This is a genomic window from Pontibacter indicus, from assembly GCF_900156345.1.
Classification (GTDB): Bacteria; Bacteroidota; Bacteroidia; order Cytophagales; family Hymenobacteraceae; genus Pontibacter; species Pontibacter indicus.
Window position 1 is genome coordinate 1466978 of sequence record NZ_FTPP01000001.1, and the last position, 13826, is coordinate 1480803.

13 protein-coding genes are annotated in these 13826 nt (G+C 48.7%); 11 read left to right on the forward strand and 2 right to left on the reverse strand.

Annotation, left to right across the window (positions count from 1 at the left end; genetic code table 11):
• The first annotated feature begins 382 nt into the window (after window positions 1-382).
• The 5 genes from B0B12_RS06345 to B0B12_RS06360 all read left to right on the forward strand — a co-directional run bounded on the left by B0B12_RS06345 (window position 383) and on the right by B0B12_RS06360 (window position 4568).
• The gene (locus B0B12_RS06345; RefSeq protein ID WP_076666720.1) at window positions 383-856 is read left to right on the forward strand and encodes a COG2426 family protein; all 474 of its coding nucleotides are present in this window, start codon (window positions 383-385) and stop codon (window positions 854-856) included.
• A gap of 118 nt (window positions 857-974) precedes the next feature.
• Window positions 975-2096, forward strand: coding sequence for an MBL fold metallo-hydrolase (locus tag B0B12_RS06350; RefSeq protein WP_076666722.1), 1122 nt, complete (start codon window positions 975-977; stop codon window positions 2094-2096).
• A gap of 79 nt (window positions 2097-2175) precedes the next feature.
• Window positions 2176-3993 carry an AMP-dependent synthetase/ligase gene (locus tag B0B12_RS06355; protein ID WP_076666724.1) on the forward strand — a complete coding sequence of 606 codons (1818 nt, stop codon included), beginning with the start codon at window positions 2176-2178 and terminating at the stop codon, window positions 3991-3993.
• A 15-nt stretch (window positions 3994-4008) separates the two neighbouring features.
• Window positions 4009-4131: a hypothetical protein gene (locus tag B0B12_RS20665; RefSeq protein WP_280173744.1), complete on the forward strand. Its 123-nt coding sequence runs from the start codon at window positions 4009-4011 to the stop codon at window positions 4129-4131.
• Between the two features lie 14 nt (window positions 4132-4145).
• Window positions 4146-4568 (forward strand): hypothetical protein, encoded by a 423-nt coding sequence (locus tag B0B12_RS06360; protein ID WP_076666726.1) that lies wholly within the window; start codon window positions 4146-4148, stop codon window positions 4566-4568.
• Window positions 4569-4583: 15 nt separating this feature from the next.
• On the opposite strand, the gene B0B12_RS06365 is transcribed toward B0B12_RS06360, so the two are convergent.
• Window positions 4584-4874: an isoamylase early set domain-containing protein gene (locus B0B12_RS06365; protein ID WP_076666728.1), complete on the reverse strand. Its 291-nt coding sequence runs from the start codon at window positions 4872-4874 to the stop codon at window positions 4584-4586.
• A 617-nt stretch (window positions 4875-5491) separates the two neighbouring features.
• Between B0B12_RS06365 and B0B12_RS06370 the strand changes: the two genes are divergently transcribed.
• Both B0B12_RS06370 and B0B12_RS06375 read left to right on the forward strand, forming a co-directional pair.
• Window positions 5492-6967, forward strand: coding sequence for an alanine/glycine:cation symporter family protein (locus B0B12_RS06370; RefSeq protein ID WP_076666730.1), 1476 nt, complete (start codon window positions 5492-5494; stop codon window positions 6965-6967).
• Between the two features lie 225 nt (window positions 6968-7192).
• Window positions 7193-7561 (forward strand): endonuclease domain-containing protein, encoded by a 369-nt coding sequence (locus B0B12_RS06375; RefSeq protein ID WP_076666732.1) that lies wholly within the window; start codon window positions 7193-7195, stop codon window positions 7559-7561.
• A 321-nt stretch (window positions 7562-7882) separates the two neighbouring features.
• Here B0B12_RS06375 and hrpB read toward each other — a convergent pair whose 3' ends face one another.
• Window positions 7883-10339: an ATP-dependent helicase HrpB gene (hrpB, locus tag B0B12_RS06380; protein ID WP_076666734.1), complete on the reverse strand. Its 2457-nt coding sequence runs from the start codon at window positions 10337-10339 to the stop codon at window positions 7883-7885.
• Between the two features lie 194 nt (window positions 10340-10533).
• Between hrpB and B0B12_RS06385 the strand changes: the two genes are divergently transcribed.
• From B0B12_RS06385 to B0B12_RS06395, 4 genes are all read left to right on the forward strand, one after another.
• Window positions 10534-11706 (forward strand): hypothetical protein, encoded by a 1173-nt coding sequence (locus B0B12_RS06385; protein WP_076666736.1) that lies wholly within the window; start codon window positions 10534-10536, stop codon window positions 11704-11706.
• Window positions 11707-11958: 252 nt separating this feature from the next.
• Window positions 11959-12552 (forward strand): GNAT family N-acetyltransferase, encoded by a 594-nt coding sequence (locus B0B12_RS06390; RefSeq protein ID WP_139337769.1) that lies wholly within the window; start codon window positions 11959-11961, stop codon window positions 12550-12552.
• Window positions 12530-12943, forward strand: a complete 414-nt coding sequence (locus tag B0B12_RS20090; RefSeq protein ID WP_139337770.1) for an ASCH domain-containing protein — start codon at window positions 12530-12532, stop codon at window positions 12941-12943. Before B0B12_RS06390 ends, B0B12_RS20090 begins: the two co-directional genes overlap by 23 nt.
• A gap of 101 nt (window positions 12944-13044) precedes the next feature.
• Complete coding sequence (locus B0B12_RS06395) at window positions 13045-13680, forward strand: DUF6932 family protein (RefSeq protein WP_076666740.1); 636 nt, start codon at window positions 13045-13047, stop codon at window positions 13678-13680.
• The last annotated feature ends 146 nt before the right edge of the window (window positions 13681-13826 follow it).

Consider the following 13826-nt stretch of genomic DNA (forward strand, 5'->3'; position numbering starts at 1 on the left):
TTGTTTGTCAGTAGATTTGTGTTTTAAAAATATATTATTATAGTACAATTTAAACATCAAAGCAACTCCGCAAGATGCTCCGCTGCCGCCTTGCGATTCTTTTCAAAACATTGCGTTATTGCGCTTGGAGCCACTTTTCATGTTAATCTCCTTTAAATACAGTTGATTTTATATTTATAATCGATAAATCACTATATCAAAAAACTACCAAAGCTCGTTGAATTAAAGTACCTGGCTCGCTGTTAGGGATAAGTTGGCTTGACGGTGTATCGCACTGTGTGGCAGGTTGATAGAACGATTTTCAGGTATAGCGCGGCCTCTTGTTTGGCTGCTGTCATGACAGTTGATGGATCAGTAGCTGGTAGCTTTTTTTATAGAATTTATGTTTGAAACGATCATATATGCCTTTTTCCTAAGTATTTCCCCTTTCGGTGAAGCGCGGGCAGGTATACCGTATGCCATCCTGAACAACGTACACTTTATCCTGGCGTTTGTGATCGGAACGGTTGGCAATGCGTTAATCTACCCGTTCTTCATGTGGCTGATCGACACCTTCAGCCAGAAGTTCTGGCCCTTTAAGGTATACAAGCGCGGCGTGATCTTCTTCTCGAAACGTGCCAAGAAGCTGGTGGGCAAGGATGTGCAGAAGCACGGCTTCTGGGGACTGATGCTTTTTGTGATGATTCCGCTGCCGGGCACGGGCGCCTACATGGGTACGATCGCCGCCTCCATCTTCAAGATCGAGCGACGCCGGGCCTTCCTGGCCATCAGCATCGGGGTGGTGGTTTCTTCCCTTTTCGTAGCCCTGGCCACGCACTTCGGCCAGATCGGCATCATGCAGCTTACTTCTAAATAATACGATAGCATACATCCGTAGAAGCCCTGTTTGCACAGCCGGTCCGGCCGAAAGCAAACAGGGCTTTTTTGATGATACAGACTTCGGCACTGAGCAAAAGAATGCGTAATTTTGGGCCATGACGCTCAAAAAAATCACGTCCTACTTTTTACTTTCTCTTCTTTTGATCATGGGTGTAGCCGGATGCAGCTTTATGCACCTCTCGCCCCAGTTTGGCGGCGAGGCCAAAGGCGATCGGCTCAAACACATGCAGGCTTCCCCCAATTACGAGGACGGCATTTTTCACAACCCGGTGCCCACCAACATGGACATGGGTTTTGGCGGCATTGTCAAGATGATCAACTCGCGCCTCTTCGACAAAACGGAGAACCAAGCACCTGATCGGGAACTGCCTGTTGAGAAACTGGACCCAGCAAAACTCGCCACTGCACAGGACACCGCCACGGTGCTCACCTGGTTCGGACACTCTACTTTCCTGATTGAGCTGGACGGCAAGCGCCTGCTCCTAGACCCCATGCTGGGCGACAGGGCCTCCCCGCTCAGTTTCCTGGGCCCGAAACGCTTCACCGACGAACTACCCATCACCATAGAGGACATGCCCTTTATCGATGCGGTGCTCATCTCACACGACCACTACGACCACCTCGACTATGGCTCCATCCAAAAGCTGGCGGACAAAACCGGGCACTTTTACGTGGCCCTGGGCGTGGGCGCGCACCTGGAGCGCTGGGGTATACCTGCTGAAAAGATTACAGAGCTGGACTGGTGGGATGAAGTCAGTTACAAAGGGTTGAAATTTGTCGCGACACCGGCCCGCCACTTCTCCGGACGCGGCATCTCCGACCGGATGAAAACCCTCTGGACCTCCTGGGTGATAGAAGGTGAAAACGACAAGATCTTCTTCAGCGGCGACACCGGCTATTTCGAGGGTTTTAAGGAGATCGGTGAGAAATACGGTCCTTTCGACATCACGCTGCTGGAGTGCGGGCAGTACAACGAACTCTGGCACAGCATCCACATGATGCCCGAGGAAACGGTGCAGGCCCACCTCGACCTGAAAGGAAAACTGATGATGCCGATCCACTGGGGCGCCTTCACGTTGGCCATGCACTCCTGGACCGACCCGATAGAGCGGGTAACGAAAAAAGCAAAAGAACTCGACGTGCCTATGACTACGCCGCGCATTGGGGAGCCCATCATCCTGAAAAAAAGTGTTCCTCATTCGAAGTGGTGGGAGTAGCGCCAATACTGCTTGGCGGAAACACACAAGGCCGCGACGCAGTAATGGAGTATAGGTATAAATTTGAAGGTAAGAATTCGTGAGACAGAACGAAGACAAGGCGCAGGCCCCAAAGCCCCGACGCCTCTTTGACTGCATCGACTGGCAGTTGAAAAACTTTCCGCTGGACGGCATGCTGGCCGCCAAGGAAGACGGCGCCTGGCATAGGTATAGCACCCGCGATGTGCAGGACAAGGTAAACCGCATCAGCGCCGCCCTGCTCGGCCTGGGCATCAGCAAAGGCGACGGCACCGCCGAGGGCCGCGACAAGATCGCCATCATCAGCCCGAACTGCCCGGAGTGGATGCTGGTGGACATGGCCATCCAGCAGATCGGTGCCATCTCAGTGCCCATCTACCCCACCATCAGCAACAGCGAGCTGGAATTTGTGCTGCAGGATGCCGCCGTGAAGGTGGCCTTTGTTGGCAACGAACCGCTTTACCGCAAAATACTCGGCATGCAGGATGCGCTTCCGGCCCTGCAGTCTGTTTATACCTTCAAGCCGGTCGCGGATGCCCCCCACTGGAAAGAACTGCTGGTGGAGCCCGCTACTTATACCTTGCAGCAACTGGATGTATTGCGCGATGCCGTTAACGAGCACGAACTGGCGACCATCCTCTATACCTCCGGCACCACCGGCACCCCCAAAGGCGTGATGCTCTCCCACCACAACATCCTGAGCAACATGTTCGACAGCGCCCTGATCATCCAGGAGATTGGCGTGTTCCGCAAAAAGGCGATCAGCTTTCTGCCCCTCAACCACGCCTTCGAGCGCATGGCCACCTACTGCTACTTCTACTGTGGCGTGTCGATCTACTATGCCGAAGGGATGGAAACCATTGCGGCCAACCTGCGCGAAGTAAAGCCCACCATGTTCACCACCGTGCCCCGCCTGCTCGAGAAGGTATACGAGGGCATTGTGGCCAAAGGCTCCGAGCTCACCGGCAACAAAAAGCGGATCTTCTTCTGGGCCCTGGCCCTGGCCGAGCGCTTTGAGATCAACAAACCCATGCCGCTGGGTTACCGCCTGCAGCTGGCCCTGGCCGACCGCTTGGTTTTCAGCAAATGGCGTGATGCGCTGGGGGGCGAAGTGAAAGCGATCATCACGGGCGCAGCCGCCTGCCAGGTGCGCCTGCTTCGCATCTTCACCGCCGCCGGCATTGTCATACAGGAAGGCTATGGCCTGACGGAGGCCTCCCCCATCATCAGCGGCAACCGCTACCCGGAGGAGAACCGCATGTTCGGCACGGTGGGTCCTTTGCTCAAGAGTGTGGAAGTGAAAATTGCCGAAGACGGCGAGATCCTGTGCAAAGGCCCGAACGTGATGATGGGCTACTACCGTCGTCCGGACCTGACTGCAGAGGTGATCGATGCCGAAGGCTGGCTGCATACCGGCGACATCGGCACGATGGTGGACGGCAAGTTTTTAAAGATAACGGACCGCAAAAAAGAGCTTTTCAAGACCAGCGGCGGCAAGTACGTGGCCCCGCAGCCCATCGAAAACAAAATGGTGGAAAGCAACTGGATTGAGCAGATCATGGTGGTGGGCGAAACGCAGAAGTTCGTGGGCGCTCTGATCGTGCCGGCCTTCAACAAACTGCGCGAGTGGTACGAAACGAAGGGCAAGTCTTATCCGGGCAACAAGGCGGTGCTGGAAGACCAGGAGGTATGGACCCTGATCAAGCAGGCCGTGAACCAATACAACCGGGAGTTCAACCCGGTGGAGCAGGTGAAGAAGTTCGCGCTTATACCGGCCGAGTGGTCCATCGAGAACGGCGAGCTCACCCCAACGCTCAAACTCAAGCGCCGCGTGATTTTGGAAAGGTATAAGGACTTGGTGAGCGGACTTTACGTGTAGTTCGGCAAAAACCTGATGCGCTATACCTATACCTATACCTATACCTATACCTATACCTATACCTATACCTATACCTATACCTATACCTATACCTGCGAAGACGAAACTGCCGCTGCCAGAACCCTCTGCTTTTTTTGAAAGTATGTATAGGTATGAATGACGCTGAAGAAACACTGGAAGGGGCCGAAACCGTATTGCCAGCACCCGAAACGCTCGTACCGACCACGCTGAGCAAAGCGAATGTATTGTTTATTGGTCCTGTAGAAAACGGGTATTTTAAGCCGGCGCCAGATCATAAAGAGCAGCCACCCCGCTGGGAGCCGGGCCTCTACAGCCTGGCAGCCGGCAAGTGGCCCTCGCCCAACACCACGGCCGACCTACTGGACCTTACGCCCTACAACGGACAAGCCATCCTGGTCATCGCCTCCGACTGGAACCAGGAAGTGATCAGCGAAGCGCGTATTTTCGGCGTGCTGGATAAGGTGGCCTGCGATGTACTGCAGAAGTTCGCCTACGGGCACATGCAGGAAAAGGAGACCGAAATAGCCTCCTACATCTCCGGTATCAGCAATTAAAAAGGGAGCTGTTGCCTACAGCACCAGCAGCGAATTGGAGCCACCGTACTCGTTGGGGGCTTCGCCGTCGGCATCGGGATCGTTGCGCCATTCGGTGCCGTTGACCAGGTACTTAAACTCGTGCTGGGTATGGCGCGGAAGGCTCTGCACACACTCGAACACACCATCCTTCCGCTTCTTCATCGGGATAGGCGTTTCCCAGTCGTTATTAAGTCCGCGTATCTCCACTCGCTCAGCATCTGTCAGGCTCATCGTGAATTTTACTTTACACTGGTCTTTCGTCTTTAGGTAGGTTTTCTGGATCATTCCGTTGGTTTTTTATTCCTATCATGTTGGGTTATACGCTTCTGCACGTCAGGGCACGTCGACTACAAAAAAGACTTTCCCTCCTTTCAACCTCATATCCATCCCCGTCTATACCTGTAGCAGCCCTATCATGTACTCCGATAAAACAAATTTTGTTAACCCCTCTTCGAATATGACTTTTCCTACCCATCCTCCTGCCCCCAATGTGGTACAGCCCCTATACCTACAGGTGGAGACAGTTTACAACTGAAACGGGCACGCCTTATACCTGTTGGCAGCAGTTGAGGCACCTGCATACTGCCTTGGTCTTTTCAGGTATAGAAATGGATGGTTGAAGCCCACATGAACTGTGCATCGCGTAATCCCGGTTTATGCCTTCCCCGTACACCTTAGAAAGCACGCTCCCGGCCTGGCTACCTCGCTGAACGCCAGAAATTTATTACATATCAGCATATATTCAGGTTAGTGCAGCCTCACTCACCCCACATACATTTACCTGAGATAAAGTCTACACTTTTCGGATATTCTGTTTAATTTAAACAGCTCAAAACCTGTGGTTCTTTCTATAACAGGCTGTTAAACTAAACTTTACACGATTTTACCCCTGCCACTCTCTCATGGAAAACATTATCAGTTCGGTGAACGACATCGTTTGGAGCAACGCACTTATCGTCCTTTGTCTGGGGGCAGGTGTGTACTTCTCGTTCGCCACCAAATTCCTGCAGATTCGCTATCTCCGCGAAATGCTGCGCCTGCTCTTTACGGGGCAGTCCTCTAACAAGGGCATCAGTTCTTTTCAGGCTTTCACCGTAGCCATTGCCGGACGGGTAGGTACCGGTAACATTGCCGGTGTCGCCACAGCTATTGCGATGGGCGGACCCGGGGCTGTGTTCTGGATGTGGGTGATTGCCTTCCTGGGCAGTTCGTCTGCCTTTATCGAGGCCACGCTGGGCCAGATTTACAAGCAGGTAAAGGATGGCCAATACCGTGGCGGCCCGGCCTACTACATCGAAAAAGGACTTGGCGTAAAGTGGTATGCAGTCGTGTTTGCTGTGGCTACCATCATCAGCATGGCCCTGTTCCTGCCGGGTGTGCAAAGCAACAGCATCGCCTCCGGCATGAGTACCGCTTTCCAGATTCCGGTGGCCTATACGGGCGGTGCCGTTACCTTGCTGCTCGCCCTGATTATCATCGGGGGTGTTAGGCGCATTGGCAACGTGGCACAGATTGTCGTTCCGTTTATGGCGGGCGCTTATATCCTGATGTCGGTGGTGATCATTCTGATGAATATTTCGGAGGTGCCGGCCATCTTTAAGCTCATCTTCAGCTCTGCCTTCAACCTGGAGCCCGCTTTTGCCGGTGTGTTCGGTATGGCCATCGCCTGGGGCGTGAAGCGCGGCATCTACTCCAACGAGGCGGGCCAGGGCACGGCACCCCATGCGGCGGCGGCGGCCGAAGTGAGCCACCCTGCCAAACAGGGTTTTGTGCAGGCTTTCTCTGTTTACGTCGATACGCTTTTTGTTTGCTCTGCCACGGCTTTCATGATCCTGTTCACAGGACAGTACAATGTGGTAAACCCCGAAGGAGGCTTCCTGGTGGAGAACCTGCCGGGCGTGGCCTTCGGACCGGAATATACGCAGCTGGCTGTAAGTGAGCACTTCCCGGCACTGGGTAGCGGCTTCATCGCTATATCGCTGTTCTTCTTCGCCTTCACCACCATCATGGCCTACTACTACATCGCCGAAACCAACCTAAGCTACCTGAACACCAAAAACAAAAAATGGATGCTGTGGGCGCTGCGCCTGCTTATCCTAGGTGCTACCTTCTACGGCTCCGTGAAGACGGCAGAATCGGCCTGGACGTTGGGCGACATCGGTGTGGGACTAATGGCCTGGTTGAACGTGATCGCGATCTTCCTGCTCCGCAAGCCTGCCCTACGCACCCTGCAGGATTACCTGGCCCAGCGCAAAGCCGGCCTCGACCCGACCTTTGACCCGGAAAAACTAGGCATCAAAAACGCCGGCGACTGGAACAAAGCGATCGGTGTTGATGAAGAGGAAACAATGGATCAAAGAGAATTGAAAGCGGTTTAGCTTTTTAGATAAGTATTATAAAATAGAAAAGAGACGCTGCTTAGGCAGCGTCTCTTTTTGTTTAGGGGCAATGCCGTTCTTGGGACTATCCCTTTGAGGGGATTATAGGGGTGTTCTTTTCGATATACAAAGCCAGCAATATGCACAATCAACCTCTCTCACAGAACTTAAAAATCCAGCCCTTTGTCTGAGTTTTAGAGCACCAGATATTAGTAAATACCAGGTATGAAAAAGAACACCATTATACCTTACAGAGAAAATCTCAAAGACAAAGCAAGGGAGCTAAGAAAAAACAGTACACTTGCTGAGGTGCTTTTATGGCAGGAAATAAAGGAGCGAAAACTAATGGGTTTCCAATTTCACAGGCAGGTACCTATGCTAGATTATATTGTTGACTTCTACTGTCATGAATTACGACTAGCAATTGAGATAGATGGGGATAGCCATGATTACAGCTTTGACTATGATGTAAAGCGACAGTCAGAGTTGGAACGGTACTGGGTAAAGTTCCTAAGATTTGATGATATCGAAATCAAGAAAAATATCCAAAATGTACTGCGAACATTAGAGCATTGGATCACTGAGAACAAGTGATATGGTCTGTGCATGATTACACCCCTATAGTCCCCTCAAGGGGACAATTCCGCTATTACGATTTCCTAGTTACACGTATACACTTCCATCCTCAAAAGTAGGAAGTGACTACTTGAAATAGTCTTAAAACCGCGAGAAAAGACTATCCCCTTGAGGGGATTATAGGGGTGTAAAGTCGGCAATATGGTGCCATGAATTGGCCAATTTGAAATTTACACACAGATGCAAACACCCCTCTGCGCTCCCCTCAAGGGGAGAATCCCGTTGAATGAAACAGCCCTAACCTTGAGGGGACCACTGGGGTGTAATCATTCACAAACATCACTGAGCAGTCCGCTCCCACTCCACCTCCGGAAACACCACCTCCAGTTGCCGCTTGATCACGCGGTAATTCCCTTTCCAGAAACTTGCCAGATCCGACACGGTGGTGATCGGCTTGAGCTCCGGGGTAAGCAAAGCCAGCTCTACCGTCATCTCACCATCGTCCATTGTCGGGCTTTCCTCCCAGCTCAGCACATCCTGTAATCGTATCTCCAGCCTGGGTTGAGCGCCATCCGGCTTATACTCTAGCTCGATCGATGAACCGTCCGGCAGCGTCAGATTTGCCGGAGCCAGTACGTCTAGCCTTGCCCGTTGCTCTTCATTCAGATACTTCTTTTCCAGGATCGGCAGCAGCTCCAGTTCCATCAGCTCGTCGGGGTGCTCGATGTCGTAGAGGTAGGGCTTCAGCCAGTCCCAGTTGGTGATGAGCAGCGTGGAGGTGCTCACGTCGGGCCAGAACTCGGAGGGTCGCCATTTGCGGAGGCTCATCACGCGGTTTTGCCATTGCGTGAGCTCGTGGTTGAAGTCCAGCAGGTGCTCGCCTTCTGCTTTGATGGCCTCGGACATGGCGGGCACGCGGTGCTTCTCGTCGGGAGGTGGCAGCGGCTTGCTTTGCAGCACGATGCTGCCGATGCGCGTGTCCAGCGAGGCGGTGAGTTCGCCGTCGTTCACGTCCCAATGGTAGACTTCCTGCTGCTTGAGCAGCGGAGCCAGGTCGCGGGGATTGAGCGGCGAGGCCAGGAAAATGCGGCCGGGGTTGTCGCCGGTGCCGGCATGCATATGCGCCACGGATAGCCAGGGCTCGTGCGCCAGTTCGTCTCTGTGACCGGCGGAGGCATACTGTCCGCTGGCCAGTTGGAACTGCGCGTTGTTGCCGGGGCGGGCGTAGGCGATGCGCTCCGGGTAGCAATGCGCCAGCAGCACACCGGTTTCATACTCGTCGAAAGTGCCGTTGTCCGGCTCCACTTCAAACAGCTGGTGGTACGAGCGGGCAATCTTCTCTATCTTGCCGAAACGCTTGCCCTGCCCCTGCTCGGCTCTATACCTACGCAGTGCTTCCACTCTTAAATTGATGTCGATGCCGGCGTTGCGGTCCAGCGGGTCGCGCTCTTCCAGTACGGCGGCAATATCGGAGGCCAGCGGCACCTGGTCGGTTTCCTCGGCCTTGAGCAGCATGTGCGCGATGCGCGGGTGGCAAGGCAGCCGGTGCATGTTCTGGCCGTGCTCCGTGATACGGCCGTGCTCCAGCGCCTGCAGCTGGTGCAGCATGTCGGTGGCATAGGCCAGGGCGGCGCGCGGCGGCGGGTTCAGCCAGGTAAGGCCCCGGATATCGGTGATGCCCCACTGGGCCATGTCGAGCACCAGCGAGGACAGGTCGGCTTCCATGATCTCGGGGGTGCGGTGCGGGGCCATGCGCTCCTGCGTGGTTTTGCTCCACATGCGGTAAGCCGTGCCCGGACCCAGTCGCCCTGCCCTGCCGGCACGCTGGTCGGCGGCGTCTTTGGAGATGCGCGCTGTTTCGAGACGCGACAAACCGGACTTCGGGTCGAAGCGGGAAGTCTTGCCGAAGCCCGTATCCACCACCACCGAAATGCCTTCTATGGTTAAGCTGGTCTCGGCTATACTGGTGGCCAGCACCACTTTGCGCCTGCCCTGGCGGTCGGGCATGATGGCGGCGTACTGCTTGCCGAAGGGCAGCATGCCGAACAGCGGGTGTATCTGCACGCCGCGCAGCTGCTTGCGAAGTATGATTTCAACTTTCCGGATGTCGTTTTCGCCGGGCAGGAACACGAGGATATCGCCTTCCTGCTCCTGCGCTGCCTGCTGCACCACTTTGGCCGTCATTTCGGGCAGCATGCGGTCGTCGGCGTCGCCGGTATAAATGGTGTTGATGGGGTATTGCCGCCCCATACTTTGCGCCACCGGGGCCTTGAGCAGGCTCGTGAGCTGGGGCATGTCCAGGGTGGCCGACATCACCATGATGCGCAGGTCCGGGCGAAGCGCCTGCTGCGCCTCCCGACTCAGGGCCATGGCCACATCGGCATGGATGCTGCGCTCATGAAACTCGTCGAAAATCACGATGCCGATGCCCGTCAGCGAGCGGTCGCTGTGGATCATACGGGTCAGGATGCCCTCTGTTACGACCTCGATGCGGGTGGCGGCGGAGGTGCGGTTCTCGAAACGGATGCGGTAACCGACGGTCTGGCCTACCTCCTCGCCCAGCAGCTGCGCCAGGCGCTCGGCAATGGTTTTAGCCGCCAGGCGCCGGGGCTCCAGCATCACGATCTTCTGATCTTTCAGCCAGGGCTCGTCCAGCAAAGCCAGCGGCAGCAAGGTGCTTTTACCGGCTCCGGGAGGGGCGTTTACGATCAGCGTGTTCTGCGCCGAAAGGTGCTTCCTAACGGCAGGTATAATTTCCCGAACGGGTAAGTCTATGGTAAATGGGTTGAAGGGCAAGGGGGTAAGTTATTGGTTAATTTCGTTCCTGTAGACGAATAGATTTTATTATTACTTGCAAAAGTAAAGATTGTTTAAACTTTATAACCTTCGTAAGCACCTTATTATATTAACTTTTTATTATATTTATAATTATATTTGCACTTTTAGTATTGAAACTTCAGATTCAGTTCATACTTACAAAAACAGACTAGATGAATAGTATTGCTCTTTGGTATAAAGAAAGAGAAACAGTAATTACAAATTCTACTGAATCTATAGATGACATAGTTGACCCTGCAGCTACAGATACTACTGAGTCTGAAAATCAACAAGAATTATCAGAAAGTACAGACAGTGCACATAATATACAAAGTGGAGAAAAGTGCCCCTTAACTATACATCTCAATTATTGGCAAGTTAATGAGCGTTTAAAAAAGAGACTCTTTATCCCAAGAAGGAGAGAAATATCTTTTCTTGATGCTGGTATTTTATTAGACAAGCCAAGTCTGGTTGAAATTGTTTACATTTTTATACCTTTTAGCTCTGTATCAAATAAAATCCAAGTTGAGGATTTAGGTAAACTATTAAAAGAGAGGCCTGAACTTGTTTATGCGATATTTAATGAGAAGTTTAAAGTTTCTGTCTCAACTGGCTCAAAAATTATAAATGTTACAGATGATTCTAGACCTGATAAAAACTTTAATATCTATGTCCTAGATGATGCAACAGATATTGAATACGAAGAAAAGTTTAATGGAACACTTCTAAAAATCAAAGTGCCAAATGGTATTCTTCAGTCTGAAATTCCTCTTTATTTTAGGATTAGAATCAAAGGACCTTTTGTAGATACATTAAGAGTTGTTTATAGACCTAAAAATCGCTTATTTGAAAGTGGATTTTCAGAAATAGAGGTATTGGACTTTAGAGTTCAAGAAATTAGAAATCTGAATCCAACTCTATTAGAAGAAATGAGTATAAACAAATCATTTGATCTTAAGAAGATACACTTGTTAATATTAAGAAGCGCTCGAGATGAATTGATGTTTAATAGTGGGAATCTACATTCTAGCAGAATTCTTGAAAGAGGGCTATGGAAATCTTATTTTTCTGAAGATATAATTTTAGATGATATCTTTGCTTATCATACTAAATCGGCAAAGACTACAAACGGCTCTGCATTAGAAGATTTTATTGTAGGATTTAAGTTTAAGGTCGAAAGAGTAAGTGTAAGAACTATACTTGCGTATTTAGGAATAGCGTTAGTATTATCGTACTTTGTAGAACTTACAGCTTCAGATTTAAAAGAGATCTTATCGTATTTAGGAGAGTTAGTTCAGCAGGGATGGGCTAACATCATACGTAATTTAAATAACAACTTAAGATAATTTATCTTGATATTGTCACTAGACACTACTCCTTTTACTCATAATGAAGATAATGTTCTTCAATGGGATGCTCATGTGAAGTCATTAGTGAGACAAGATTTTCCAGAGTCTACCTCATATATAAATGACGTCCTTGAGCAAGGCTACGCTAACGTTCAAAAATTGAGTGAATACCTCCTTTTCTCAGATTGTAAGTTTCATATTGACACTAATCGGTCTTCCCATTTATATCAATTTCAAAGCAAGAAAGCTTTGAATGCTAAGAAAGTGCTTTTCTACAAAACCCTTAACTCTTATAATTCACATAGCATACCAAACCATAATGTTAATACACTTATTAATGGTACTGTAAGAGACATTTATTCTAACATAGAAAAGCCTTTCTTAAAGGCAATTAAATACGATTATCCCGAATTTGACAGATGGTTTAACAAGACCTTAGATCAAAACCGGAAGTGCTATTTTTATGAAAAGGATTCAGATATAGCAGCTTTGCTTATCTATAATATTGAAGCTCCTAAAGATCATCAGCTTGATCATATTTCTGATAAAGCTCTTAAGCTTTGTACTTTCAAAGTCTCTAATGAAGTGAAAGGTTATAAGTTGGGAGAGTCCTTTATAAGAGAGTCATTTAAGATTGCTGTCAAAAACAACTTAGATTATATTTATTTGACTGTTTTTCCAAAACATGAGTCTCTAATTTCTTTGCTTACAAAGCATGGCTTTGTAAATCATAGTAAAAATAAAAAAGGAGAACTTGTGTATATAAGACATTTGATGAGTCTCCCAACGACTTACAATATAAATTTGTTTACCTCATCAAATGGATGCTTTAATATCTATTAATCCAGAATATGCCTTTGCAATTTTAAGAGGAGAGAAAAAAATTGAGTTTAGAAAAAGACCTATTTCAAAACCCATTGAACGTTGTTTCATTTATATAACGGCACCATATAAAGCTGTTTATGGATATTTTACAATTCTAGAGCAGGAATTAGATCATCCGGATAACCTCTGGAATAAATATCAAAATGTTGGCTCAATTGAAAGGCTAGAGTATAATAGCTATTTTTCAAATCATTCAATTGGATGTGCAATTCATATAGGTGAGGTATATAAATTCTCTTCTCCTGTACTAGGAATTCTTTTTAAAAACCCCTTCACTCCTCCCCAATCTTACTTTTACCTATCTCAGATTGACAAAACATTACTAGCTAATATTGAACAAATATCATAAGTAAAACACTATAGGTCTACTTGATATCTTAGCATACATCTTTACAAATAAAGAATTAAAATATAACCCTCTGCTACTTAATTGTAACAGTTAAAGCTTTAATGAACATAATCCAGAAAGAAATTGAAAGTCATTTTAGAATCTATGACAAGGAAATTGATAAACAATTTCTGAAGAATGCATATGATTATCTTTCTCCTAAAGATTTTGTTGAAGGGATTGAATACAGATTTCTTTGTTGGCTCAATCACATATATAAATACCCTATAAAGCTTAATCCACCTTTTATACAAAGCCCAGAATTTCTTCAATTAGAAATCTTTAAGAGTAAATATCTTTTTTCAGATAGAAGAGAAGCCATTTTTTCAACACTAGAACAATTTATTTTAGAAAGAAAGGAGAAGTATAAACTAAATTCTATAATAGTAAATATTGGGGGGAGCTTTACAGACCTAAATAAAGAAAACCCAAATGATATTGACTGTGCTATCCTTGTCCCCACTGACCTTTACAACAAGGACTATGATGATTTAGAGGAAACTTATCTGTACGCTATAAGAGAAATTCCTCAGGGACTAGATATCAAATTCTTTCAAGATGATTATAACTTAAATAAGTTTAAAGCTTATTCTAATATTGTTTGCTTAGGGAATAAAGCACAGTATACAGATGGAAAGCTTATACCCATCAAAAATAAGTTTAAATCAATCCCTATAAAACAGATTATTATAGGTTAGTTTGTCCTCCGCTGTAGCGAGCTAGTAATTCGTGCCTTTTCTATCCCACACAGCTATACATTCAGCACAAGTAACAGTACAAACTACAAGCTCGCACTAGCATAAGATGAATGAGTACTATAAACTATAAAAGCGGGGCTAAAAGG